Annotated in this window: 26 protein-coding genes and 1 tRNA gene; 18 read left to right on the plus strand and 9 right to left on the minus strand. The window is 66.7% G+C overall.

The features are described from left to right. Positions 1 to 166: 166 nt before the first annotated feature. Both FHS94_RS00955 and FHS94_RS00960 read left to right on the plus strand, forming a co-directional pair. A tRNA-Gln gene (locus FHS94_RS00955) sits at positions 167 to 240 on the plus strand. A gap of 5 nt (positions 241 to 245) precedes the next feature. Beyond that, positions 246 to 587, plus strand: coding sequence for a hypothetical protein (locus FHS94_RS00960; protein WP_184053519.1), 342 nt, complete (start codon positions 246 to 248; stop codon positions 585 to 587). Here FHS94_RS00960 and FHS94_RS00965 read toward each other — a convergent pair. Next, entirely contained in the window at positions 580 to 1,155 is a 576-nt protein-coding gene (locus FHS94_RS00965) for a TlpA family protein disulfide reductase (RefSeq protein WP_184053522.1), read from the minus strand. The two genes, FHS94_RS00960 and FHS94_RS00965, sit on opposite strands and share 8 nt — an antisense overlap. Positions 1,156 to 1,171: 16 nt before the next feature. Between FHS94_RS00965 and argH the strand changes: the two genes are divergently transcribed. From argH to FHS94_RS00990, 5 genes are read left to right on the plus strand one after another with little or no spacing between them, the layout of a single operon-like run. Continuing rightward, the gene (gene argH, locus FHS94_RS00970) at positions 1,172 to 2,542 is read left to right on the plus strand and encodes an argininosuccinate lyase (RefSeq protein WP_184054388.1); all 1,371 of its coding nucleotides are present in this window, start codon (positions 1,172 to 1,174) and stop codon (positions 2,540 to 2,542) included. After that, complete coding sequence (locus FHS94_RS00975; RefSeq protein ID WP_184053525.1) at positions 2,539 to 2,775, plus strand: hypothetical protein; 237 nt, start codon at positions 2,539 to 2,541, stop codon at positions 2,773 to 2,775. Before argH ends, FHS94_RS00975 begins: the two co-directional genes overlap by 4 nt. A 13-nt stretch (positions 2,776 to 2,788) precedes the next feature. Then, entirely contained in the window at positions 2,789 to 4,054 is a 1,266-nt protein-coding gene (gene lysA, locus FHS94_RS00980) for a diaminopimelate decarboxylase (RefSeq protein WP_184053528.1), read from the plus strand. Next, on the plus strand, positions 4,051 to 4,818 hold the full coding sequence (locus FHS94_RS00985; RefSeq protein WP_184053531.1) for an NAD(P)-dependent oxidoreductase: 768 nt from the start codon (positions 4,051 to 4,053) through the stop codon (positions 4,816 to 4,818). The genes lysA and FHS94_RS00985 overlap by 4 nt, the downstream gene beginning before the upstream one ends. Continuing rightward, positions 4,815 to 5,768, plus strand: coding sequence for a CorA family divalent cation transporter (locus FHS94_RS00990; RefSeq protein ID WP_184053534.1), 954 nt, complete (start codon positions 4,815 to 4,817; stop codon positions 5,766 to 5,768). Before FHS94_RS00985 ends, FHS94_RS00990 begins: the two co-directional genes overlap by 4 nt. 8 nt (positions 5,769 to 5,776) lie before the next feature. Here the strand turns inward: FHS94_RS00990 and FHS94_RS00995 are convergent, their stop codons facing one another. Genes FHS94_RS00995 through glyA form a run of 4 tightly spaced genes read right to left on the minus strand, consistent with a single transcriptional unit; the run spans position 5,777 to position 8,910 of the window. Then, the gene (locus tag FHS94_RS00995) at positions 5,777 to 6,931 is read right to left on the minus strand and encodes a TrmH family RNA methyltransferase (RefSeq protein WP_184053537.1); all 1,155 of its coding nucleotides are present in this window, start codon (positions 6,929 to 6,931) and stop codon (positions 5,777 to 5,779) included. Beyond that, positions 6,928 to 7,404 carry a transcriptional regulator NrdR gene (gene nrdR, locus FHS94_RS01000; protein ID WP_184053540.1) on the minus strand — a complete coding sequence of 159 codons (477 nt, stop codon included), beginning with the start codon at positions 7,402 to 7,404 and terminating at the stop codon, positions 6,928 to 6,930. Before nrdR ends, FHS94_RS00995 begins: the two co-directional genes overlap by 4 nt. A 1-nt stretch (position 7,405) precedes the next feature. After that, positions 7,406 to 7,594, minus strand: a complete 189-nt coding sequence (locus tag FHS94_RS01005; protein ID WP_184053543.1) for a hypothetical protein — start codon at positions 7,592 to 7,594, stop codon at positions 7,406 to 7,408. A 5-nt stretch (positions 7,595 to 7,599) separates the two neighbouring features. After that, positions 7,600 to 8,910 carry a serine hydroxymethyltransferase gene (gene glyA, locus FHS94_RS01010; protein WP_184053546.1) on the minus strand — a complete coding sequence of 437 codons (1,311 nt, stop codon included), beginning with the start codon at positions 8,908 to 8,910 and terminating at the stop codon, positions 7,600 to 7,602. A 175-nt stretch (positions 8,911 to 9,085) separates the two neighbouring features. On the opposite strand from glyA, the gene FHS94_RS01015 reads away from it, so the two are divergent. Next, entirely contained in the window at positions 9,086 to 9,568 is a 483-nt protein-coding gene (locus FHS94_RS01015; RefSeq protein WP_343055107.1) for a DUF3429 domain-containing protein, read from the plus strand. 6 nt (positions 9,569 to 9,574) lie between these two features. On the opposite strand, the gene hemA is transcribed toward FHS94_RS01015, so the two are convergent. Then, positions 9,575 to 10,819, minus strand: a complete 1,245-nt coding sequence (gene hemA, locus FHS94_RS01020; protein ID WP_184053550.1) for a 5-aminolevulinate synthase — start codon at positions 10,817 to 10,819, stop codon at positions 9,575 to 9,577. Positions 10,820 to 10,897: 78 nt separating this feature from the next. After that, the gene (gene murI / locus FHS94_RS01025; RefSeq protein ID WP_246348273.1) at positions 10,898 to 11,695 is read right to left on the minus strand and encodes a glutamate racemase; all 798 of its coding nucleotides are present in this window, start codon (positions 11,693 to 11,695) and stop codon (positions 10,898 to 10,900) included. A 110-nt stretch (positions 11,696 to 11,805) separates the two neighbouring features. On the opposite strand from murI, the gene plsY reads away from it, so the two are divergent. The 4 genes from plsY to FHS94_RS01045 all read left to right on the plus strand — a co-directional run bounded on the left by plsY (position 11,806) and on the right by FHS94_RS01045 (position 16,545). Then, positions 11,806 to 12,411, plus strand: coding sequence for a glycerol-3-phosphate 1-O-acyltransferase PlsY (plsY, locus tag FHS94_RS01030; protein ID WP_184053556.1), 606 nt, complete (start codon positions 11,806 to 11,808; stop codon positions 12,409 to 12,411). 9 nt (positions 12,412 to 12,420) lie between these two features. After that, a complete protein-coding gene (gene dprA, locus FHS94_RS01035) occupies positions 12,421 to 13,557 on the plus strand; it encodes a DNA-processing protein DprA (RefSeq protein WP_425506150.1) in 1,137 nt (378 codons plus the stop codon). A 77-nt stretch (positions 13,558 to 13,634) separates the two neighbouring features. Continuing rightward, complete coding sequence (gene topA, locus FHS94_RS01040; RefSeq protein ID WP_184053559.1) at positions 13,635 to 16,277, plus strand: type I DNA topoisomerase; 2,643 nt, start codon at positions 13,635 to 13,637, stop codon at positions 16,275 to 16,277. A 64-nt stretch (positions 16,278 to 16,341) separates the two neighbouring features. Beyond that, positions 16,342 to 16,545: a hypothetical protein gene (locus FHS94_RS01045; RefSeq protein WP_184053562.1), complete on the plus strand. Its 204-nt coding sequence runs from the start codon at positions 16,342 to 16,344 to the stop codon at positions 16,543 to 16,545. Between the two features lie 5 nt (positions 16,546 to 16,550). Here the strand turns inward: FHS94_RS01045 and FHS94_RS01050 are convergent, their stop codons facing one another. Both FHS94_RS01050 and panC read right to left on the minus strand, forming a co-directional pair. Next, complete coding sequence (locus FHS94_RS01050; protein ID WP_184053565.1) at positions 16,551 to 16,847, minus strand: sel1 repeat family protein; 297 nt, start codon at positions 16,845 to 16,847, stop codon at positions 16,551 to 16,553. Positions 16,848 to 16,909: 62 nt separating this feature from the next. Further along, positions 16,910 to 17,752, minus strand: coding sequence for a pantoate--beta-alanine ligase (gene panC, locus FHS94_RS01055; RefSeq protein ID WP_184053568.1), 843 nt, complete (start codon positions 17,750 to 17,752; stop codon positions 16,910 to 16,912). Positions 17,753 to 17,827: 75 nt separating this feature from the next. On the opposite strand from panC, the gene FHS94_RS01060 reads away from it, so the two are divergent. The 6 genes from FHS94_RS01060 to FHS94_RS01085 all read left to right on the plus strand — a co-directional run bounded on the left by FHS94_RS01060 (position 17,828) and on the right by FHS94_RS01085 (position 23,236). Then, the gene (locus FHS94_RS01060; RefSeq protein ID WP_184053571.1) at positions 17,828 to 18,637 is read left to right on the plus strand and encodes a division plane positioning ATPase MipZ; all 810 of its coding nucleotides are present in this window, start codon (positions 17,828 to 17,830) and stop codon (positions 18,635 to 18,637) included. Beyond that, positions 18,634 to 18,903 carry a DnaJ domain-containing protein gene (locus FHS94_RS01065; protein WP_184053575.1) on the plus strand — a complete coding sequence of 90 codons (270 nt, stop codon included), beginning with the start codon at positions 18,634 to 18,636 and terminating at the stop codon, positions 18,901 to 18,903. The genes FHS94_RS01060 and FHS94_RS01065 overlap by 4 nt, the downstream gene beginning before the upstream one ends. Positions 18,904 to 18,983: 80 nt before the next feature. After that, entirely contained in the window at positions 18,984 to 20,357 is a 1,374-nt protein-coding gene (gene pgmG, locus FHS94_RS01070) for a phosphoglucomutase/phosphomannomutase PgmG (RefSeq protein ID WP_184053578.1), read from the plus strand. 93 nt (positions 20,358 to 20,450) lie between these two features. After that, positions 20,451 to 21,215, plus strand: coding sequence for an exonuclease domain-containing protein (locus FHS94_RS01075; RefSeq protein WP_184053581.1), 765 nt, complete (start codon positions 20,451 to 20,453; stop codon positions 21,213 to 21,215). 60 nt (positions 21,216 to 21,275) lie between these two features. Further along, positions 21,276 to 22,790 (plus strand): sensor histidine kinase, encoded by a 1,515-nt coding sequence (locus FHS94_RS01080; RefSeq protein ID WP_184053584.1) that lies wholly within the window; start codon positions 21,276 to 21,278, stop codon positions 22,788 to 22,790. Continuing rightward, entirely contained in the window at positions 22,787 to 23,236 is a 450-nt protein-coding gene (locus tag FHS94_RS01085; RefSeq protein ID WP_184053587.1) for a response regulator, read from the plus strand. The genes FHS94_RS01080 and FHS94_RS01085 overlap by 4 nt, the downstream gene beginning before the upstream one ends. The last annotated feature ends 1 nt before the right edge of the window (position 23,237 follow it).

Consider the following 23,237-nt stretch of genomic DNA (forward strand, 5'->3'; position numbering starts at 1 on the left):
CCCATGCCGTGAATCACTCGCTATTCTGTTCTGCCGTCACGGGAAATCCCGCCGGTGTCTGCCCCCGACGTAGCGCGCGTGATACCGCTCTACAAGCGTCCCAAACCGTTAGAGGATCACGCAGCGTTGACAGCCCGCAGCGCCCCGCCTAGATGCCCGCCCCTGTTGCCCGATCGTCTAACGGCAAGACTACGGACTCTGACTCCGTCAATCGTGGTTCGAATCCACGTCGGGCATCCATTTCTATGAACATACCAGCTCTCTACGCCTCTATGATCCAGCAGATCGGCGATGGCACGGGCATGGCCGATTTCGTTCTGCACATTCATGCAGGCATGGCGGTGCTGATCCTGGCGCGGCTGATCACGCGGCGGTCGCTGTCGACGCCGATCCCGCTGCTGGTCGTGGTCGCGGCAGAGGCGTGCAACGAGATACTGGACAGGCTTCATTACGGGTCGTGGCGCCCTGCGGACACCACGGCGGACGTGATCAACACGCTGTTCTGGCCGACCGTGTTGTTTATCGGCCTGCGATTGCGCCGCGCGCGGGAGCTCGATGCTGTCCGCTTGCCCCGCGAGGTCAGCTAAGCTCGGCCAGCGCCTGCGTCGCCACGGGACCCGTCCAGTCGAGGTCGCCCGTCGTGCGCCACACTTCCTTGCCCGCCGAGTCGAACAGGATGGTGGTCGGCAGGTTCGCGCCCAGGGTGGTGGCCCACGCCATCTTGGGATCGGTATAGGCCTTCAATGCCTTGAACTGCCGTTCGGCGAAGAAGGGCGCGACCTTGGCCGGGTCCATGTCCTGGCTAAGAGTCACAACCTGGATCTTGCCCGCCTCCCGTACGGCCAGCGCGTCGAGGGTCGGCAGTTCCTTGACGCAGGGCGCACACCAGGTTGCCCATAGGTTGAGCAGCACCGGCTTGCCCCCGAACGCCGCCAGCGTCGTCGGCTTGCCGTCCGGACCATCAAAGCGGAGCGTCGGCGCGGGCGAGCCCATGTGCGTGCGGTCGATCTTACCCGCGATCCCGGCGGTTGGCGAGGTGGCAGCGTCCGCGTTGTTGGCGGAAGCGGCGTTGGCTTGCTCCGTGGGCGCGGACTGCTTATCGCACCCCGTGGCCATCAGGGCCGCGACCAGCACCAGGCAAGCAGAAACACGCATGACTTCCTCCAACGCGATGTGGGGCGGGCGCTTCGCCGAGGGACCCTCGGCGGTGATGCGCGAGATCAATGCATCCTTGCCCTTCGACAAGCAACTGTGGCGACAGGACATCGCCGGGTCAAAGGCGCATGTCGCGATGCTGGGCGCGACGGGCATCGTGTCCGCCGAGGATGCCGCCGCGATCGGCGCCGGTCTCGACCGGGTCGCTGCCGACTACCAGGCGAATGGCGTCCCTGCGGACGACCTGACGCTGGAAGACATCCATATGCTGACCGAAGCGCGGTTGGCCGACGCGATCGGGCCAGTGGCGGGACGCCTCCACACCGCGCGGTCGCGCAATGACCAGGTCGCGACCGACTTCCGCCTGTGGGTGCGCGACGCGATCGACGCCGTGGTGGCCGCGCTGGAGGGGCTGGATGCGGCACTGCTCGCCCGCGCGGAGCAACATGCCGCGGACGTGATGCCGGGCTTCACGCACCTGCAATCCGCGCAGCCGGTGACGCTCGGCCATCACCTGATGGCGTATCACGAAATGGTGACGCGCGACCTGTCGCGGTTCCGGGATGCGCGCGCGCGGCTGAACCTGTGCCCGCTGGGTGCCGCAGCGCTGGCGGGGACGAGCTTTCCCATTGACCGCCACGCGACCGCCGATGCGCTCGGGTTCGACGGGCCGACCCGCAACTCCCTGGACAGTGTCAGCGACCGGGACTTCGCGATCGAGTATCTGACGAGTGCGGTGCAATGCTCGCTGCACCTGTCGCGGCTGGCGGAGGAGTTCGTGCTGTGGGCCTCGCAGCCGTTCGGCTTTGTTGCCCTGTCGGATGCCTGGTCGACCGGCAGTTCGATCATGCCGCAAAAGCGCAATCCCGACGCGGCGGAGTTGGTGCGCGGCCACGCCGGACGGATCCTGGGCTGTATGACCAGCCTGATGGTCACCATGAAGGGCCTGCCGCTCGCCTATTCAAAGGACATGCAGGACGACAAGCCGCCGGCGTTCGAGGCGCACGACCTGCTCGGCCTGTCGATCGCGGCGATGACGGGCATGGTGGCAAGCGCCACCTTCCGCACCGACCGGATGCGCGCCCTGGCCGAGAGCGGCTTTGCAACCGCCACCGATCTTGCCGACTGGCTTGTGCGTGAGGCGGGCCTGCCATTCCGGGAGGCGCACCATGTCACCGGCCGCGTGGTGAAGCGCGCGGAGGAGCTGGCCGTGACGCTTGATGCCCTGCCGCTTGACGAGATGACCGCGATTGACCGGCGCATCGACGCGCGTGTGTTCGACGTGCTCAGCGTCGATGCCTCCGTTGCCAGCCGCACCAGCTTTGGCGGCACCGCGCCCGACAATGTGCGCGCCGCCATCCGCGCGGCGCAGGGAGATGCCGCATGAAGCCTGCCCTGACGCTCTCCGCGCTGCTGCTGCTGACGGCGTGCGGCGCCAACAAGGGGGTCGTCCCCAAACCGGGGCAGGCGCTGCCCGTCGCCCCCTATGGCGCGACCGCGACCCCTTCGCCGGCGCAGTTGATCACACCCACCACCCAGCAACGCCCGCAGCGTAGCGACGAGTTGCTCAAGAGCTCACAGGAGCGCCGGTCGGACGAATTCGACCTGCCTCCGAATTGATGACACGGATCTGATGGATCACTTCAGCTACAAGAACGGCATTCTTCACGCCGAGGACGTGCCGCTGCCCGCCATCGCCGAAGCGGTCGGCACACCCGTCTACATCTATTCCGCGGCTACCTTCCGTCGTCACGCGCGTGTATTTCGCGAGGGGCTGTCAGGCGTTGCGGACAAGCACATCGCCTTTGCGATCAAAGCCAATCCGAACCTCGCCGTGCTGCACCTTCTCGCTCAGGAGGGCTATGGCGCGGACGTGGTTTCCGGCGGGGAGATGGCGCGCGCCTTGGCCGCCGGCATGGCGCCCGGCGCGATCGTGTTCTCCGGTGTCGGCAAGACGGAGGGCGAGCTGGCCCGCGCGCTGGACGCCGGCATTGGCCAGATCAACCTGGAGCTGGAGGAGGAGGGAGAGGTGCTCGCCCGCCTGGCCCACTCCCGCGGCACGCGCGCGCCTGCAACCATCCGCGTCAACCCAGATGTCGATGCCGGCACCCACGCCAAGATCTCCACGGGGCGCAAGGAAAACAAGTTCGGCGTGCCGATCGATCTGGCCGCCGACATGTACGACCGCCTGTCGCGCCTGCCCGGGCTCGATCTGAAGGGTGTTGCCTGTCACATTGGCAGCCAGCTGGCGGACCTTGGGCCGCTGGAGGCCGCGTTTGGCCGTATCGGTGCTCTCGTTGCCGAGCTGCGGCGGCGTGGGCACAAAGTCAGCCGCGTCGATCTGGGCGGCGGCGTGGGCGTGCCCTATCGGCCCGACGATCACCTGCCGAGCCCGGCCGACTACGGCGCCATGGTCGCGCGCGTGACCCGCGACTGGGACGTGACGCTGATGTTCGAGCCCGGCCGTGTAATCGCGGGCAATGCGGGCGTGCTGTTGACGCGGGTGACATGGGTGAAGCCCGGCGTCGTCCACCCTTATGTCATCGTCGATGCGGCGATGAACGACCTCGCCCGCCCCGCGCTGTACGATGCCTGGCACGATTTCGTCGCGGTCGAGCCGTCGGGTGAGCGGATGACGGCCAACATTGCCGGTCCGGTCTGCGAAAGCGGCGACACCTTCGCGATGGGGCGGGACATCGACCGCCTCGCCTCGGGCGATCTTGCCGTGTTCCGCACCGCGGGCGCGTACGGGGCGACCATGGCGTCGACCTATAACAGTCGCGCACTGGTGCCAGAGGTGCTGGTCGATGGCGACCGCTTCGCCGTCGTCGCCGACCGGATCGCGGCCGAGACCATCCTGGCCGCGGAGCGCGTGCCTGACTGGCTGGTCCAGGGGTGAGCCTACCTGCGCTGCCGTTGTTCGTGCGACTGCATGGGCGGCCCGTGATCCTACTGGGCACGGGCGAGGCAGCGGCGGCAAAGCGGCGCCTGCTCGAGCGAGCCGGCGCGGCTGTGGTCGGCGAGGAGGCTGATGCCGCCCTCGCCATCGTGGCGCTGGATGATGAGGCGGAGGCGGTCGCGGCGGTGGGCCGGCTGCGGAAGCGCGGTATGCTGGTCAATGCGGTCGATCGGCCCGGGCTTTGCGATTTTACCCTGCCCGCAATCATGGACCGATCCCCCGTGCTGATCGCGATCGGCACCAACGGCGTGTCGGCGGGGCTCGCGGCGGCGTTGCGCCAGCGCCTGGAAGCGTTGCTGCCCCCGGCGCTCGGGCGACTGGCAGAGGCGCTTCATGCCGCCCGCCCCAGGCTGCGCGCGCGTTTCCCCGATTCGGGGGAGCGGCGCCGCGCCATAGCCGGCGCCCTGGCGGCCGGCGGATCGCTGGACCCGTTCGTTGATCACGATGCGGGCGACACCGCATTGCTCTTCGACCCCGGCGCTTCCCTGGCGGGCAAGGCCATCAGTATCACCCTGACCTCCGCGGACCCGGACGACCTGACGCTGCGTCAGGCACGAATGCTCGCCAATGCCGATCGCGTCTTCCATGATCCTGCGGTGCCGGCCACGATCCTGGATCGTGCCCGCGCCGACGCGGAACGGATCGCGGGCCCGGCACCTGCCAATCCGGGCTCAGGCCTGACCCTGTTCGTGAGCATGGCATGAGCGGCTTTGCCTACCACATCAACGACGGCCGGGCGGAGCGGGTCGACCTGAACCAGGCCCTGACAGGGCAACCGCAGCTCGTCTGGGTACACCTGACCACCACCGACGAGCGTGCGCAGACCTGGTTTCGGGACCGTGCCAACCTGTCCGACTACGTTGTCGACGCGCTGACCGCGTTTGAAACGCGCCCCCGCTGCGAAGCCTTCGACAAGGGTGCGTTGCTCAACATGCGCGGGCGGTCCGACATGGAGCTGTCGGCGTCCGACCCGCTGGCATCGATCCGGATCTGGGCGGTGAAGGGCCATGTCTTTTCCGCCACCCGTCGGCCGCTGGTCGCATTGTCCACTGTCGAGAAAGAGGTACAGGACGGGGAAATCCGGGATCCGGGCGACCTGATCACCGCCTTTGCGAGCGCGATCACCGCGGATCTGGACCCGGTAGTCGCCGACTTGGGCGACGAACTGGACGCCTGCGAAGAACAACTGGACCTGTCCAGGATCTTTGACCTGCGCCGCACCGTCACGCGGGTCCGCGCCGAAGCGATCGGGTTCAAGCGCTTCATCAATCCGCAGCGTTCGGCATTGGAGACGCTCGCCGCGCTGCCTGGCGACTGGCTCGGCCCCGACGACCGCCAGCACCTGTCCGCGGCGGCGGACCGGGCGGCGCGCATGGCGGAGGAGCTGGAGGCAATACGCGAGCGCGCGGCGTTGACCCACGAGCAGTTGACTGACCTGCGCGCCGAGCAGCTCGATACCCGGTCGCTGATCATTTCCGTTGCAGCGATGGTGTTCCTGCCGCTGACCTTCATCACAGGCCTTTACGGCATGAACGTGAAGGGCCTGCCCGGCGCCGAGTCCCCGTGGGCGTTCGACGTTATCACGCTGTCCTGCGTCCTGATCTCAGTCGTGATCATCGGCTACTTCGCGACCCGGCACTGGTTTCAGCGCTGAGCCGATGCTCAGCGGCGGCGCTTCGCCCCGTCCAGGGCGGAAAGGATGCCGCGAAGGGTCCTAACTTCCTGGCTCGACCAGCCCGGCTTGGTCAGCAGCGTGCGCACGGTGCGCCTTGTCGCGGGCGTACGGTCGGGCGGAAAGAAGAAGCCGTTGGCGACCAGCATCGCGTCCAACTGGCCCAGCATTCCCTCCAGTTCCTGCTGCGGCGCCGGCGGATCGAGCTCGGTGGTCGGAGGACTGGCGAGCGTACCCTTGGCGCCCAACCCCTTGGACCATTCATAGGCCACCAGGATCACTGCCTGGGCCAAATTCAGGCTGCCGAATTCGGGATTGATCGGCACGGTCAGGATTGTCCGGGCGAGCGCGACGTCGTCCGTTTCCAGCCCCGACCGCTCGGGCCCGAACAGAATGGCACTGCGGCCGGGCCCCGCATGGATGGCCTGTCCCGCGACCTCGGGCGTCACCACCGGCTTTGTCACCCCGCGCTTGCGCACGGTGGTAGCGTAGACATGCTCGCAGTCGGCGACGGCCTCGGCCACGCTGTCGAACACCGCCGCGCGCTCCAGCACCACGTCGGCGCCGGACGCGGCGGGGCCGGCTTGCGGATTGGGCCAGCCGTCGCGCGGGGAAACCAGGCGCATCTCGACAAGGCCGAAGTTAAGCATGGCGCGCGCGGCCTTGCCGATGTTTTCGCCGAGTTGCGGGCGGACCAGGACGATGACGGGAGGTGGCGTGGGGGTGGTGGCTGTGCTTCGAGACGGGCCTTCGCCGGCGCTCAGTCCCTCCTCAGCACGAACGGTTGTGAGGTTTGTCGGGTCAGGGTCAGCGCCGCCCCGTCCGTCCTGAGGAGTCGCTGAGCCTGCCGAAGCGGTGTCTCGAAGGACCTTGCGAGAAGCAAGCTGGCGAATCCGGTCCCAATCCCCCGCGATCAGCGCTTCCTTCTTGGCTCGGCTCCAGCCCTTTAGCTGCTGTTCCGCCTCGGTCGCTTCCAGGCGCGAGGGGAAGTCCTGCGACCACACCAGCTCCACAGGGCGGCGGCCCTGCGTGTAGCCCTCGGCTTCACCTGCCTGATGCTGACCCACACGGCTGTCCAGCGCGTCCGTCTGGCCAACATAGTAGCTGCCGTCCGCGCAACGCAGCATGTACGCCCAAAAGCTCACTCTCGCCCCGCGTCGGTCACTTGCCCGGCAAAGTCCTCGAAATCGCGCGCTTCGGAGAAGTCGCGGTAAACGCTGGCGAAGCGAATATATGCCACCGAGTCGAGGCCCTTGAGCCCATCCATGACCAGCTCGCCAATGCGCTTGGAGGACACTTCCGCCTCGCCACTGGTTTCGAGCTGGCGCTGGATGCCGGACACGAGCTTCTCGATCCGCACTGGTTCGATCGGCCGCTTGCGGGTCGCTATGGAAATGGATCGGAGCAGCTTGTCGCGCTCGAACGGCTCGCGACGCAGGCCGCTGCCATCGCCCGCGGCCTTGACCACGGTCAGTTCGCGCAGCTGGATGCGTTCGAATGTCGTGAAACGTGCCGCGCAGCCTTCGCATTGTCGGCGGCGGCGGATGGCCGCCCCATCGTCCGTGGGGCGGCTGTCCTTTACCTGGCTGTCGTCATGGCCGCAAAATGGGCAGCGCATTCTATCCCTTGTTTCGTTGTGAGTAGGCGTAGGCAGCGCCGGCAATAGCGCCAAAGATCGGACCGACGATCGGCACAGGGATAGCGACCACGGCGCCGATCGCGCTGTACTTCGCCATCTTCTTGCCCAGGCCCGGGTGCGCCTGGATCCGGTCCTGAACCTCGCGAGCCTTGTCGTCGAACGCTGCCATGGAGATCACCTTTCGTAGATCGGGAACCGCGCGCACAGGGCACGCACACGGGTCCGAACGTCCGCCTCGGCATTGGGGTCCCCGGCCTCGCCGCGATTGCGCAGCCCGTCCAGCACGTCGGCGACCATGTGGCCGATCTCCCGGAACTCGGCGGGGCCAAACCCACGAGTGGTGCCGGCGGGCGAGCCGACGCGGATGCCGCTGGTCTTCACCGGGGGCAGCGGATCGTTGGGGATGCCGTTCTTGTTGCAGGTGATGCCCGCACGCTCCAGCGCCTCATCCGCATCACGACCGGTGACACCGAGCGGGGTCAGGTCGACCAGCGCCAGGTGCGTGTCGGTGCCGCCCGACACGATGTTGCTGCCCCGCTCCTTCAGCGTCGCCGCCAGCACCTTGGCGTTTTCCACCACGGCGGCAATGTAGCTCTTGTAGTCGGGACGCAACGCCTCGCCGAACGCGACCGCCTTGGCCGCGATCACGTGCATCAGCGGGCCGCCCTGCAGGCCCGGGAAGACGGCGGAATTGATCTTTTTCGCGATCGCCTCGTCATCGGTCATCACCATGCCGCCGCGAGGCCCGCGCAGGGTCTTGTGCGTGGTGGTGGTGACGACGTGCGCGTGGCCGAACGGCGTTGGGTGATGACCCGCCGCGACGATGCCCGCAAAGTGCGCCATGTCGACCATGAAATGCGCGCCGACCTTGTCCGCGATGGCGCGAAAGCGGGCGAAATCGATGACGCGGGGGTAAGCGGAGCCGCCCGCGATGATCAGGCGCGGCTTGTGCTCGGTCGCGAGCGCCTCGACCTGGTCATAGTCGATCAGGTGGGTGTCGGGACGCACGCCATACTGGATCGCGTTGAACCACTTGCCGCTCATCGCTGCCTTGGCGCCGTGGGTCAGGTGACCGCCCGCATCCAGGCTCATGCCCAGGATCGTGTCGCCCGGCTTGGTCAGCGCCAGCATCACCGCGCCATTCGCCTGCGCGCCCGAGTGCGGCTGGACATTGGCAAAGCCGCAGCCGAACAACTGCTTGGCGCGCTCGATCGCCAGCGTCTCGACCTCGTCTGACGGCGCGCATCCCTGGTAATAGCGCTTGCCGGGATACCCCTCGGCATACTTGTTGGTGAACACCGACCCCTGCGCCTGGAGCACCGCCTGGCTGACGATGTTCTCCGACGCGATCAGCTCGATCTGCGTCTGCTCACGGGTGAGTTCATGCTCGATTCCGGCGAACACGGCGGGATCCGCTTCGGCAAGATTGCGCGTGAAGAAACCGTCGGATCGGACGGCGTCGAGGGCGGCGGGCTGAGTGCTCATGCGGGTCCCCATGCGAACAGGCGGTGGCTCCCCGCCGGTGGGCCCGTGGGCGCCATACCGCGGAGAAGGTCGGGCTTGCCGGCCCATACTGCTTGGGCGCCGTTTAGGCCACCCCGTTCGCCGGTTCGCGGGCGTAACGAGTGGATCGGACTGATGCAGATCACGTTGTGGCAATGTGTCCGACGTAAATCCACCCACCAATGACGGCCAGGCCGGACAGGTCGGCCCGGTCGCGCGCACCCTGGGCTTTGCCGGACTGCTGCCGCAATTCGCCACCCTGTGGTTCGCGTGGCGCGGCGGCGACGGCTTTGGGCAATTGCTCGCCTTTGTTTACGCCGCGGTGATCCTCAGCTTCCTTGGCGGCATGTGGTGGGCTTTCGCCATGCGCCGCGGGCCGGGCCAGGGAGTGCTGGTCGCGATTTCGGTCGTGCCGTCGCTGGTCGCCTTCTTTCTAACGGTGGCGTTGGCGATGAACATGATCAGCGGTCGCACCGCTCTGATCTCGCTTGGCGTCGCCGTTATCGCGAGCTTGCCGGTGGACCAGCGCTTGTTCCGCACGGGTGAGGTGCCCCGCGGATGGATTGCATTGCGGGTGCCCTTGTCCGTCGGGCTTGGCGTGCTGACGATTTTGGCCGGGCTTGCCCCGCCGCCGCAATAAGTCTGATCAGGCGGCTTTCTTCAGCTCCAGCCGGCTCCAGATCTCTGCCAGGGCATCGGTCAGTTCGCGCATCATCGCTTCGTCATGCGCGGGGCCGGGGGTGAAGCGCAGCCGTTCGGTGCCACGCGGCACGGTCGGATAGTTGATCGGCTGAACGTACACGCCATACTCGGCCAGCAGGATATCGCTGATCTTCTTGGCCTTGACCGGGTCGCCGACCATCAGCGGCACGATGTGGGTCACCGTGTCCATGACGGGCAGCCCCGCCTCGGTGAACATCGACTTCAGCCGTGCGGCTGCAACCTGCTGGCCATCACGCTCCACGCTGGACGCCTTGAGGTGGCGCACGCTCGCCAATACGCCCGCTACCAGCACGGGCGACAGGCTGGTGGTGAAGATGAAGCCCGGCGCGTAGGAGCGGATCACGTCCACGATCGTGCGGTCTGCGGCGATATAGCCGCCCATGACGCCGAACGCCTTGCCCAGCGTGCCTTCCAGGATGGTGATCCGGTCCGCGACCTCGTCCCGCTCGCTAATGCCGCCACCGCGCGGGCCGTACATCCCGACCGCGTGCACCTCGTCGCAATAGGTCAGCGCGTTGTACTGGTCGGCAAGGTCACAGATCGCGGCGATCGACGCGACATCGCCGTCCATCGAATATACGCTTTCGAACGCGATCAGCTTGGGCACGGCCGGATCCTCGGCAGCGAGCAGTTCTTCGAGATGGGCCAGATCGTTGTGGCGCCACACCCGCTTCTCGCAGCCTGAATTGCGGATGCCTGCGATCATCGAGGCGTGGTTGAGTTCATCCGAAAAGATGACACAGCCGGGAAGAACCTTGGCCAGCGTCGCCAGCGTCGCTTCGTTGGAGACATAACCGCTGGTGAACAGCAGGGCCGCGTCTTTGCCATGCAGGTCGGCGAGCTCCGCCTCCAGGTCGACATGGTAGTGGGTGTTGCCGCCAATGTTGCGCGTGCCGCCCGAACCCGCGCCCACGTCGTGCAGCGCTTCTTCCATCGCGGCGATCACCTTGGGGTGCTGGCCCATGGCGAGATAGTCGTTGGAGCACCAGACGGTGATCGGCTTGGGACCGTTATGCCCGGCAAAGCAGCGCGCGTTGGGGAACGCGCCCTTGTTGCGCAGGATGTCGATGAACACGCGATAACGACCCTCGGCGTGCAGCCGGTCGATCGCCTGGGAGAAAACGCGCGAGTAGTCGACTCGCGGACCGGTTGCGGCCTCGATGGTCATGGGACGCGCGCATACGCCCGAAACCCGCGCCTTTCCAGCGGATTTGGCCGCTCACGGTTATCGGTTGGGTCGAACCGCCTATAGAAGCTCGGGTTCCGCAAAGCCGCGCGTGGCGAGGAACCCCGCGATCCGTTGCTCGCGATCGCCGAGGCGGGTGAACACCAGGCGATGAGCCGACGCCTGCCCGGGCCAGTCCTGCCCTGCGGTGAGATAGGCAACACGCCGCGCGATGCCGGGCCCGCCATCCACGAAGCTGATCCCTGGCGGCGCAGCCGCGACCAGGTCGGCCTCCAGCAACGGGAAGTGCGTGCAGGCGTTGACAACCACGTCGATCCGTTCCCCGCCCGGCTGGTTCAGCAACCCGGCCAGTTCGGTCGCGACGTCCTCCGTGGGCGGAGCAAACCCTGCCAGGGCACCTTCGGCCAGTTCCACCAGCCGGGCCGAGCCGTAGCGCAACACGGTGCAGTCGGCGGCGAAGCGGGCGGCAAGGTCGTCGACATAGGGCTGGCGCACCGTGGCCTCCGTCCCCAGCACGCCGATGACGCGGGTCTTGCTCATCTCCGCCGCCGGCTTGATCGCGGGAACGGTGCCGACCACCGGCACGTCCAGCGCGGAACGGACATGCGCCAGGGCGATGGTGGACGCAGTATTACACGCGATCACCACCAGCCTAGGTCGATAGCGCTCCACCAGCCGCCCCAGCAGAGCGGGTACGCGCGCGGCAATCTCCGCCTCGCTCTTGGTGCCATAGGGAAAGCCGGCAGAGTCGGCGGCGTACACGACGGGCGCGGTCGGCAGCAGCTCCAAGGTCGGAGCCACCACCGAAAGCCCGCCAACACCCGAGTCGAAGAACAGAAGGGGACGATCGTTCATCAAGGTTGCTGATACTCACGCTGCTCGCAGTTCGGAAATGTACATTCGGTTGCGCTAGGTAATTTGGCGATAGCAACAGCTTCGTCTATGCAGCCCCCCTACGAGGGGGCTTGTTGCAGACAGAGATCATCTGGGTTCCGCCAACGGTTGCGCTGCTGGGCGGGTATCTGCTCGGCTCCATCCCGTTTGGCCTGTTGCTGACCCGCTTTGCGGGAGCCGGCGACCTGAGGCAGGTCGGATCAGGCAATATCGGCGCGACCAATGTGCTGCGGACCGGGCGCCGCGGGCTAGCGGCGGCGACCTTGCTGCTCGACCTGATCAAAGGCTCCGTTGCGGTGTTGCTGGCCGAATGGCTGGCCCCCGGCCTGGGCGTGCTCGCGGCTGCGGGCGCCTTTGTTGGTCATTGTTACCCCATCTGGCTGCGCTTTCGCGGCGGCAAGGGCGTTGCGACGCTAATGGGCGTGGTGCTCGCGCTACACTGGCCGGCGGGACTGGTTTACGCGGCGGTGTGGCTTGCACTGCTGGCGCTGGTCCGCATTTCCTCGGTTGCGGGTATCGCTGCTGCCGTCAGTGCGCCGGTCGCAGCAGCGTTCATGAACCGGTTTGACCTGGTTTTGCTGTTGCTGGCGCTCGCGCTGATCGTCCTGTGGAAGCATGGCGAGAACATCGAGCGACTGCTGGCGGGCACGGAGCCGCGGATCGGCAGCAAGCACAAGTGAGCGGGCGTCGTGTCGGGCGGGGCTGAGCCTGCACGCGCGTCCGTGCCCGCCGCCACGGACGAGCAGGCGATCGCCCGACTGCGGCTGATCCGGACGCCCGGGATCGGCCCTGTCACCTATCGACAATTGCTGCTGCGCTTTGGTGATGCGGCTGCCGCGATCGAAGCGGTGCCGACGCTGGCCCGGCGCGGTGGCGGACGCCCGCCGATCGTCCCGCCCCGGTCCGAGGCGGAACGTGAGATCGCGGCCGCGACGCGGCTGGGCGCGCGCCACCTGTTCGCGGACGATGCGGATTACCCCCAGCTGTTGGGCGAACTCGACAACGCGCCGGTCGCGCTGATCGTGCGCGGCGACGTGACGCTGGCGCAGCGACTGCCGGTTGCGATGGTGGGAGCGCGAAACGCGTCCGCGGCAGCCTGTCGTTTCGCACGGGGCCTTGCCGCGGAGCTGGCGGCCGATGGCGCAGCGGTCGTGTCCGGACTGGCGCGCGGGATCGACACGGCGGCGCACATGGGCGCGCTGGGCGCCTCGGGCTCTGGCGGCACGGTGGCCGTGATCGCGGGCGGCATCGACATCGTGTTCCCGCCCGAAAACGCGCGACTGCAGGACGAGGTTGCGGAGCGTGGCTTGCTGATTGCGGAGATGCCACCCGGAACCGAGCCCCGCGCGCGCCACTTCCCCTATCGCAACCGCATCATCGCCGGCCTGTCGCTCGGCACGGTGGTGGTGGAAGCGGCGCCCAAGTCCGGTTCACTGATCACGGCGCGGCTGGCGGGCGAATTCGGACGCGAGGTGATGGCTGTTCCCGGCAGCCCGCTCGACCCACGTGCGCAGGGGTGCAACGGCCTGATCCGCGAAGGCGCAACGCTGATCCAGACCGCCGCCGACGTGCTGGAACAGGTGCGGCCGATCGATGCGCGGGCCGTGCGCTCTCCAGCAAGCCGTTTCGGCGGCCCGCCCCCGGCCGACGCGGACGATCGCGCCCGCGATGCCGTGACAACGCTGCTCGGCCCGGTAGCAGTTTCGGTGGATGAGATCGTGCGCCAATCGGGACAGGCGCCCGCGGTGGTGCAACTCGTCCTGCTCGAACTGGAACTTGGCGGTCGGCTCGATCGTCACGCCGGTGGACGGGTGAGTCTCAGCTAGACGGCCCGCTTGGCGCTTGACGCGGCGCCGGCGCTATCCAACCTCACGCGTACACGTAAGGACCCGGCCCCACTCCCATGCAACTCGTCATTGTTGAGTCGCCCGCAAAGGCGAAGACCATTGAGAAATATCTCGGCTCCGACTTTCGGGTCCTCGCCTCGTACGGGCACATCCGCGACCTGCCGGCAAAGGATGGTTCGGTCAGGCCGGACGAGAACTTTGCGATGGATTGGGAGCCCTATGCGGACAAGAGCAAGCAGCTCAAGGCCATTGCGGACCTCAGCAAGACCGCCGATCGCCTGATCCTCGCCACCGACCCTGATCGTGAGGGGGAAGCGATCTCCTGGCACGTCCAGGAGGTGCTGCGTGGGCGCAAGGCGCTGCCGAAGGACGTTCAGCGGGTCACCTTCAACGCGATTACCAAACAGGCGGTGACGGAAGCGATGAAGCGCCCGCGGGCGCTCGATACCGACCTGATCGACGCCTACCGCGCCCGGCGCGCGCTCGACTATCTTGTCGGCTTCACCCTGTCGCCAGTGCTGTGGCGAAAGCTGCCGGGCGCCAAGTCGGCCGGCCGAGTCCAGTCGGTAGCGCTGCGCCTGATCGTCGGCCGCGAGCGCGAGATCGAGGCGTTCAAGGCACAGGAATATTGGTCGGTCACGGCCAATATGGAGCATGACGGCACCCCCTTCACCGCGCGGCTGGTGCAATGGGAGGGCAAGAAGCTCGACCGGCTGTCCATCGGCAATGGCGACGATGCAAACCGCGCACAGGCGGACGTGGAAGCGGGGCGCTTCTCCGTCCAGTCGGTCGAGACCCGGCCTGCGACTCGCAACCCGCCGCCGCCTTTCACCACCTCCACCTTGCAGCAGGAGGCGGCACGCAAGCTCGGCTTCTCCGCCGACCATACGATGCGAATCGCCCAAGGCCTCTACGAGGATGGCGCGATCACCTACATGCGGACCGACGGCGTCCAGATGGACGGGTCGGCGATCAGTGCCGCGCGCAAGGCGGTGGCCGATCGGTACGACGCAAGTTACGTCCCCGACAGCCCGCGCCAGTACCAGACCAAGGCCAAGAACGCGCAGGAAGCGCACGAAGCGATCCGTCCTACCGATTTCGGCCGCGATCGCGTTGGTTCGGGCGACCATGCGCGTCTGTACGACCTGGTCTGGAAGCGTGCGCTCGCCAGCCAGATGGCGTCGGCACGGATGGAGCGAACCACGGTGGAGATGGCGGACGGCACCGGCCGCCACATCCTGCGCGCAACAGGCCAGGTCGTACTCTTCCCCGGTTACCTCGCCCTGTACGAAGAAGGCACCGACGATCCGGCGGTTGGCCGCTCCGGGCAGCAGGCCGACGCGGGCGCGGACGACGAATCGCGCCGGCTGCCGCGGCTTCGCGAAGGTGACGCCCCCGCCAAGAAAAGCGTCGCGGCCGAACAGCACTTCACCCAGCCCCCGCCCCGCTTCTCCGAAGCATCGCTGGTCAAGCGGATGGAGGAGCTCGGCATCGGGCGCCCGTCCACCTACGCGTCGATCATCAAGACGCTGAAGGACCGCGACTATGTGCGGGTCGAGAAGAACCGCTTCCACGCCGAGGAGAGCGGGCGGCTGGTGACGGCGTTTCTGGAACGCTTCTTCGAGAAATATGTCGGCTTCGACTATACCGCCGAGCTGGAAGAGGAACTGGACGACGTGTCGGGCGGCCGTGCCGAATGGCAAGCGGTGCTCGACGCCTTCTGGCGCGACTTCAAGCCGCGCACGGCTGAAGTCATGGAGCAACAGCCCTCCGCGATCACGGCAGAGCTCGACCAGTTCCTGGCGCCCTACCTGTTCCCTGAGCGTGCGGACGGAGGCGACCCGCGCCTGTGCCCCAACTGCGGCGCCGGCAAGCTCGCGCTGCGGGGCGGCCGCTTTGGCGCGTTTATCGCCTGCTCCAATTACCCCGAATGCAAATACACCCGCCGCTTCGCGCAGTCGGGCGCAGAGGGCGAGGACACGGGTCCCGAGCAGCTCGGCCAGGATCCGGAAACGGGGTTGCCGGTCGAGCGGAAGGCGGGGCGCTTTGGCCCTTATATCCAGCTGGGAGAGGGCAAGGACGCAAAGCGCGCCTCGATCCCCAAGGATGTCGACCTTGACCTGGAATGGGCGCTGAAGCTGTTGTCATTGCCGCGAACGATCGGGGCACATCCCGAGACGGGTGAGCCGATCACCGCTTCAATTGGTCGATATGGCCCCTACCTTGCCCATTCGGGGAAATATGCGCGGCTGACCTCCACCGCCGAGGTGTTCGAGACCGGCATGAATGCCGCGGTCGCCAAGCTGGCCGACGCGGCCGCCGGTGGCGGAAGACCCCAGCGAGGGGCTGCCCGCGCACCCTTGCGCGAGCTTGGCAAGCATCCGCGCACCGAGGTTGAGCTTCGGGTGATGGAAGGCCGCTATGGGGCCTATGTCACCGACGGTGAGACCAACGCCACGCTGCCGAAATCGCTTACGCCCGAGCAGCTGACGCTGGAAGAAGCGGCCCAGCTGATCGATGCCCGGGCGGCAGCGGCTCCGCCTAAAAAGGGTCGCAAGGCACCCGCCAAGAAGGCGGCGCCCAAGGCAGGGGCCAAGAAGACGGCGCCGAAAGCTGCCTCGGCAGCTGGCGCAGAGACGGAAGCCGCGCTTGCTAAACCTAAAAAGGCAGCTGCACCGCGCGCCAAGAAGAAGATTTGAAGAGCCAGGACCGAGCGGGAGCGGCTAGCCGACCCAGCCGGCAGGGTGATGGATCTGCTGGACCATGGGTCGAGCGAGGGCCTGGCCGTCAGCCGTCCTTGCGCGGGTGCTGGTCGCGGAAGCGGAGGCGGTGTGGCTTGGCTTGGCTTGGCTTGTGGCGGCTGGTGCGCAAAGGCCGACTCGACGGCGCACGCGCCACGGCGGCGTTATCGTTGGCGGTGGTGCAGAGGCGCTGGTCGCGGCGATGGAGCCGCTCGCCCTCGCCTGACCGGACTAGGCCGCGCGAGCGCGCGTGCTGGCCAACCAGGCGCGTGCTGCGGCCTGTGCCGTTGAGATTTCCCGTGCCGTCATGTCTTCGGCGACCTCGGTACGGGCGTCCTGCGCCTGAGAGACCCCGGCCACCATGGCGAGGTTGAACCATTTATGCGCTTCGATCAGGTCAACCGCGCAGCCCGACGTACCGGTCTGGTAGCAGACGCCCAGGTCGAACAACGCATGCGGATTGCCGCGCGCCGCGTCGCGCAGGCGACTATCAATCAGGAACTGTGCGGAAGAAACTGAATTGCCCATGTCGTGCCCCATTAACCATGGAGCCTTCATGGACGCGGAGCCTCTACCAAATGGTTAAGGCATTAACCCTGTCCGATAGCCAAGTTATCGATCAGCCGCGTTGACCCGATCCGTGCCGCCGCCAACAGCCGGCGCGGCCGACTGCTGTCCGGGTCGAGCGAGAGCGTTTCGGCATCGGCCAGCGCCAGGTAATCGACGTCGAACCCGGCCGCGATCAGTGCCGTACGGGCTTCGGCAAGGGCGACCTGCGGATCGTTGCCACGTTCAATGGCGCGTGCCGCTTCGCCCAGCGCGCGTGGCAGGGCTACTGCCCGCGCCCGCTCACCTTCATCAAGATAGATGTTGCGTGAAGACAGGGCGAGCCCGTCGTCGTCACGCTGGGTCGGCACGCCGACCACCTCGATCCCGAGGTCGAGGTCGACCACCATGCGCCGCACCACGGCGAGTTGCTGGAAATCCTTTTCCCCGAAAAACGCCTGGTCGGGCCGCACCTGGCCGAACAGCTTGGCGACCACCGTCGCGACCCCGTCGAAGTGACCAGGGCGTGCCGCCCCGTCCAACCCCTCGCTAACCCCGCTCACGCTCACCGTGGTCGCAAAACCGTCCGGGTACATCTCCTCGACTTCGGGCGCCCAGAGCAGGTCGCAGCCCGCCTCCGCCAACATGCGCGCATCGGCCCCTTCGCGGCGGGGATAGCGCGACAGATCCTCGTTCGCGCCAAACTGACGTGGATTGACGAAGATGGACGCAACGACGCGCTGCCCCGGCCGGCGTGCCGCCTCGATCAGTGCCATGTGCCCCGCGTGAAGCGCGCCCATGGTCGGCACCAGCGCAACCGAAGCTCCCTCGGCCCGGAAGCGCGCAACGGCCTCCCTCAACTCGGCCAGGCGGCGAATGGTCTGCACGGCAAAGAAATCCCTTAAATCCCCAGGCCGGGGCTTCTATGGAGGGGGCTTACGGGGATCAACAAGGAAGCGCACGTGCAAAGCGGGGCGGACAAACCACACGTCATTGTTTTCGCCAACGAAAAGGGCGGAACGGGCAAGTCGACCACGGCAGTTCACGTCGCGGTGGCGCTGGCCGCCAGGGGCGCGCGGGTGGCCGTGTTCGACCTTGACCAGCGCCAGCGCACCGTCGGGCGCTACCTCGACAACCGGGCGGAGACGATCAAGCGCACCGGTACGTCGCTGCCGATGCCGGTTCACGCCACCCATGTCGAACAGACCGAGGAAGCGTTCGAGGAAAGCTGGAGCCGCCTGTCCGCCGATGCGGACTACCTGGTCGTCGATACCCCGGGCCGTGACGATCCCTTTGCCCGCACCGCGGCGATGCTGGCCGACACCCTGGTCACCCCGATGAACGACAGTTTCGTTGATTTCGACTTGATCGGTCAGGTCGATCCCGAAACCTACAAGGTCACGCGGCCGTCCTTCTACTCCGAGCTGATCTGGGACGCCCGCAAGACGCGTGCGCGTGCCGACGGCACATCCATTGACTGGGTGGTGCTGCGCAACCGCCTGCAGCACATCGAAGCGCGCAACATGCGACGCGTGTCGGATGCTCTCGGCCAGCTTGCCAAGCGGGTCGGCTTTCGCCTGATTCCGGGGCTTGGCGAGCGTGTCATCTATCGCGAACTGTTCCCGGCGGGCCTGACGATGATCGATTCCAAGGATTTCGGATCGATGGGCCTCGCCCATGTCGCCGCGCGGCAGGAATTGCGGGAGATGATGGCGGCACTGCAACTGCCCGACCCGACCGCGGCACCGTCGTTGGTCGCTGCCACGGCGTGAAGTGGCTTTTTGTCCTGCTGGTAATCTGGGCGGCGTGGCAGCTGCTTGGCAAACGCCGCGCAAAGAAGACATTGGTGCGCCCGGCCATCGCTGACGAGGTGGAAGCGCGGCAGGTGCTCGGCATCTCCCGCGACGCGAACGCCGACGCCGTTCGTGCCGCGCATCGCAGGCTGGTGGCGCAGGTCCATCCCGACCGGGGCGGCTCCGCTGAGCTGACCCGCCGCGTCAATGCCGCGCGCGACCTGCTGCTCGAGCGGCTGGGCTAGGCCCCTCCTCACGGGCATCCTTTCCCGCGATCTAGCGTTTGGCGCCGTTCACAACCGTTTCGTCAGGGAAACAATATACGATGACCCACTGCTTCCACCCCTCCGTCCTGCGCGAATATGATGTGCGCGGGATCGCGGGGGAGCAGCTGGGGGAAGCGGACGCGCGCGCACTTGGCCGCACGTTCGGCACCCGGGTACGCCGGGCAGGCGGACGGGCAGTGGCGGTCGGTCGCGACGGGCGGTTGACGTCGCCAGCACTGGAAGCGGCATTGGTGGAGGGGCTGTCGGCGTCAGGCTGCGACGTGGTGCGGATCGGGCTCGGACCCACCCCGATGCTCTACTTTGCCGCCGCAACCCTACAGGTGGATGGCGGCATTCAGGTAACCGCAAGCCATAATCCCGCTGAGTATAACGGCTTCAAGATGACATTTCAGGGCCGGTCCTTTTTCGGCCAGGACATTCGCGACCTGGCGGCGGAGGCCGCGGTCGGTGATTGGGACCATGGCGTCGGCGAGGTGAGCCACGCCGATATCGCCGACACCTATGTCCAGCGGTTGCTGCGCGGGCATGAGGGCGGGCGCTTTCGGATCGGCTGGGACACGGGCAATGGTGCGGCCGGCCCGATCGTGGAGAAGCTGACCAAGCTCCTGCCGGGTGAGCACCACCTGCTGTTCACCCAAGTAGACGGTGAATTTCCCAACCATCATCCCGACCCCACCACGGCGGAGAACCTGGCCGACCTTGCCCGGCTCGTCCTGGACAAGAAGCTCGATTTCGGACTGGCTTTCGACGGCGATGGCGACCGGATCGGCGCAGTGGACGGGCGCGGTCGCGCGCTATGGGGCGACGAGATCCTGTCCATTCTGGCGCAACCTGTTCTCGAAGAACACCCGGGCGCTCCCATCATCGGCGACGTGAAGTCGACCCAGTACCTGTTCGACCGTATCGCTGAACTGGGCGGCAAGCCGGTGATGGCCAAGACGGGGCATTCCATCATCAAGACGCGGATGCACGAACTGTCCGCCCCGATCGCAGGTGAGCTGTCCGGCCATATCTTCTTTGGCGCGGATTATTACGGCTTCGACGACGCCCAGTACGCAGCGGTGCGGTTGATCAGCGCCGTGCATCGCGCGGGCGGGTCGTTGACCGCGCTCAAGGACGCGATGCCAACCCTGGTGACCACGCCCGAGATGCGCTTTGCCGTGCCGCGCGCGCGGATGGGCACCGTGGTGGACGAGGTTGCCGAGCGGCTGGAAGCGGAGGGCGCGACCATCAGCCGGCTTGATGGCGTGCGCGTGACCACGGAGCATGGCTGGTGGCTGCTGCGGGCATCCAATACGCAGGACATGCTCACCGCCCGCGCCGAAGGCCGAGACGAGGCGGCGGCGGCGCAGCTGGTCCAAACGATTGACCGCCAGCTTGAACTCAGCGGGATCAAGCGACCGCGCGATTAATCTGCGCCGGAAAGCGGCTCGGGCCCGTCACGGCAGCCCGATTTGCCCGATCAGCGGTTTGCGTTCTCGCGCCGTCGCCCCCAATTGGGGGCGATGCCGCCGCCCAAACCGCAGATCATCCGTGTCGTTGACCTAGAAACTACCGGCAGCGCACCACCCGCACATGGCGTGGTGGAGATTGGCTGGCAGGACGTCGCGCTCGGGGCCGACGGCCGATGGGAGCTGGAAGGGGAAGGCGGACAATTGTTCGTCAATCCTGGCCGCCCGATCCCGCCGATCACGCAGGCGGTGCACCACATCCTGGATGAACAGGTCGCCGACGCGCCATGGTGGCAGGATGTCGCGCGCCGGGTGCTCGATCCCTATCCACGGCGCCTCGCGCTTGCCGCTCACCGCGCCGATTTCGAGCAGCAATTCTGTTCGCCCAATCTGACCGGCGGCGCGGAATGGATCTGCACCTGGAAAAGCGCGCTCCGGCTGTGGCCTGACAGCCCCGCCTTTTCGAACCAGGTTTTGCGCTATTGGCGACGCCCGCAGGGAATTGTGCATGAGCGCGGCTTGCCCGCGCATCGGGCGTTTCCGGACGCCTATGTGACTGCCTTTCACCTGCGCGACCAGTTGAACGAGGCGAGCCTGGCGCAGTTGCTGGAATGGTCGCGCCTGCCCGGACTGCTGCCCCGCGTGCGCAACACCGGCCCTGATCGCGGCAAGGACTGGCGCGAGATCAGCGACGACAGCCTGGCGAGCTTCCTTACCGATCGTGATCCGGACGTGCGCTATACGGCCGAAACGGAAATCGCCCGGCGCCGGGGCGGCGGCCATGTCGGCCGACCGAGCGCGCAGGAGCTGCTGCTGTAGGCGCTGGCGATGTGACAACAGCACTGGCCAAGCGTCGGCACCCCGCGTAAGCGCGCCACCATGCTAGGGATTGCCGGCCGGCTCGCATCCGGCAGAGGAAAATTCAGCCGCGTCCTGGTCGGCTTCATGGTGGCAGGCTTTGCCTGCCTGCTTGCGACCGGGCTTGCCGCCGGTTGGGTGACCCAGAAAATCCAGTACCACAGTGGCTGGGTCAACCACACCTACCAGGTCGAAATCGCGATCAATCGCGCAAGCCTCTTGATCGAACAGGAAGAAACCAGCCGCCGCGGGTACCTGTTGACCGGCCTTCCCGTATATCGAGAGGCCTATGACGACTATGCCGCCGCGTTACCGGGCGCGCTCGATCGTATAGCCGAACTGACCGCCGACAACCCCGTGCAGCGTGCGGCGATCGGCCGCCTGCGCCAGCACGTGGCGGCGTTGGAGGCGCAGCGTGCGCGCGTGACGGCGATCATGGACAATGGTCAGCGTGCAGCCGCGTTGATCGCCTTTGCCAACGAAACCAGCATTCGCCGCATGCGCGTGATCCGCGACCAGGCGTCGGACATGCTGGCCGAGGAGCGGCGCCTGCTCGCCGAACGCGATGCCGAGCAGGCGGCCAGCGTGCGCGCTTTCTACGTCATCCTCGCTGTCGCGGCCGGAATCTTGCTGGTAGTCGCGATCACGAGCCTGCTGACCATCCTGCGCTATACCCGCGATCTGGCCTCATCGCGCGACAGCCTGCGTCAGCTCAACGAAACGCTCGAGGATCAGGTTACGGAGCGCACCTCCGACCTCAGCCGTGCGAACGACGAGATCCAGCGCTTCGCCTACATCGTCAGCCACGACCTGCGATCGCCGCTCGTCAACGTCATGGGCTTCACGGCCGAGCTCAGCACGGCCGCGAAGCCGCTGACGGACCTGATCGATGTGGTGGAGGAAAAGGCGCCCGAACTGCTGACGCAGGAGATGAAGCTCGCCGCGCGTGAGGACCTGCCCGAGGCGATCGGTTTCATTCGCACTTCGACGCAGAAGATGGACCGCCTGATCAACGCGATCCTGCGCTTGTCGCGCGAAGGGCGCCGCGTGATCGCGCCCGAGCCGATTGACCTCGCCGCCATTGCCGACAATGCCGTTGCCGCGATCCGCCACGTCATCGACGACCGTGGTGCAACCGTGACGGTTGAGCGGCCGATGCCGGATCTTGTCAGCGACCGGCTCGCGGTGGAGCAAATCCTGTCCAACCTGATCGAGAACGCGACCAAATACCTCCAGCCCGGTCGTCCCGGACAGATCCGCATCAGCGCGACCCGCGCCCGTGACAGGGTGATCATCGCGGTCGCAGACAATGGTCGCGGCATCGATCCGCGCGATCACCAACGCATCTTTGATCTGTTCCGCCGATCGGGTACGCAGGACCAGCCGGGAGAGGGCATCGGTCTGGCGCACGTCCGTGCGCTCGCCTATCGATTGGGCGGAACCATCGATGTTGCGTCCCGCCTGGGCGAAGGCGCTACATTCCGCCTCAACCTTCCCGCCACCTATCAAATCCCGCAGGAAAACGCCGCAGCATGAACCAGCACCAACCAGTCGGCATCGTCATGATCGAGGATGACGAAGGTCATGCCCGCCTGATCGAAAAGAACATCCGGCGCGCCGGCATCCTGAACGATGTGCGGCACTTCACCGATGGTACCAGCGCGCTCGATTTCCTGTTCGAAGCACCCGACGGCCCCGCCAAGAATGGCCCGGCGCTGATCCTGCTCGACCTCAACCTGCCCGACATGAGCGGAACGGACATTCTTGCCCGGATCAAGGCGGAAGGCAGCCCGTTGCGGCGCGCGCCCGTGGTGGTGCTGACCACCACCGACGACAAGGTCGAGATCCAGCGCTGCTATGATCTTGGCTGCAACGTCTACATCACCAAGCCAGTGGACTATGACAGCTTCGCCCAGGCCATTCGCCAGCTCGGGCTTTTTCTGACGGTAATTCAGGTTCCCGACATCGAACCAGCCGAATAGG

Origin of the sequence: Sphingomonas aerophila (assembly GCF_014199305.1) — a bacterium.
Lineage (GTDB): Bacteria > Pseudomonadota > Alphaproteobacteria > Sphingomonadales > Sphingomonadaceae > Sphingomonas > Sphingomonas aerophila.

Excerpts from the sequence above, each read along its gene's own strand:
- FHS94_RS00960 (WP_184053519.1), top strand. The coding sequence starts at position 246 with ATGAACATACCAGCTCTCTACGCCTCTATGATCCAGCAGATCGGCGAT.
- FHS94_RS00965 (WP_184053522.1), bottom strand. The coding sequence starts at position 1,155 with ATGCGTGTTTCTGCTTGCCTGGTGCTGGTCGCGGCCCTGATGGCCACG.
- argH (WP_184054388.1), top strand. The coding sequence starts at position 1,172 with ATGTGGGGCGGGCGCTTCGCCGAGGGACCCTCGGCGGTGATGCGCGAG.
- FHS94_RS00975 (WP_184053525.1), top strand. The coding sequence starts at position 2,539 with ATGAAGCCTGCCCTGACGCTCTCCGCGCTGCTGCTGCTGACGGCGTGC.
- lysA (WP_184053528.1), top strand. The coding sequence starts at position 2,789 with ATGGATCACTTCAGCTACAAGAACGGCATTCTTCACGCCGAGGACGTG.
- FHS94_RS00990 (WP_184053534.1), top strand. The coding sequence starts at position 4,815 with ATGAGCGGCTTTGCCTACCACATCAACGACGGCCGGGCGGAGCGGGTC.
- nrdR (WP_184053540.1), bottom strand. The coding sequence starts at position 7,404 with ATGCGCTGCCCATTTTGCGGCCATGACGACAGCCAGGTAAAGGACAGC.
- FHS94_RS01005 (WP_184053543.1), bottom strand. The coding sequence starts at position 7,594 with ATGGCAGCGTTCGACGACAAGGCTCGCGAGGTTCAGGACCGGATCCAG.
- glyA (WP_184053546.1), bottom strand. The coding sequence starts at position 8,910 with ATGAGCACTCAGCCCGCCGCCCTCGACGCCGTCCGATCCGACGGTTTC.
- hemA (WP_184053550.1), bottom strand. The coding sequence starts at position 10,819 with ATGACCATCGAGGCCGCAACCGGTCCGCGAGTCGACTACTCGCGCGTT.
- topA (WP_184053559.1), top strand. The coding sequence starts at position 13,635 with ATGCAACTCGTCATTGTTGAGTCGCCCGCAAAGGCGAAGACCATTGAG.
- FHS94_RS01045 (WP_184053562.1), top strand. The coding sequence starts at position 16,342 with ATGGGTCGAGCGAGGGCCTGGCCGTCAGCCGTCCTTGCGCGGGTGCTG.
- FHS94_RS01050 (WP_184053565.1), bottom strand. The coding sequence starts at position 16,847 with ATGGGCAATTCAGTTTCTTCCGCACAGTTCCTGATTGATAGTCGCCTG.
- pgmG (WP_184053578.1), top strand. The coding sequence starts at position 18,984 with ATGACCCACTGCTTCCACCCCTCCGTCCTGCGCGAATATGATGTGCGC.
- FHS94_RS01075 (WP_184053581.1), top strand. The coding sequence starts at position 20,451 with ATGCCGCCGCCCAAACCGCAGATCATCCGTGTCGTTGACCTAGAAACT.
- FHS94_RS01080 (WP_184053584.1), top strand. The coding sequence starts at position 21,276 with ATGCTAGGGATTGCCGGCCGGCTCGCATCCGGCAGAGGAAAATTCAGC.
- FHS94_RS01085 (WP_184053587.1), top strand. The coding sequence starts at position 22,787 with ATGAACCAGCACCAACCAGTCGGCATCGTCATGATCGAGGATGACGAA.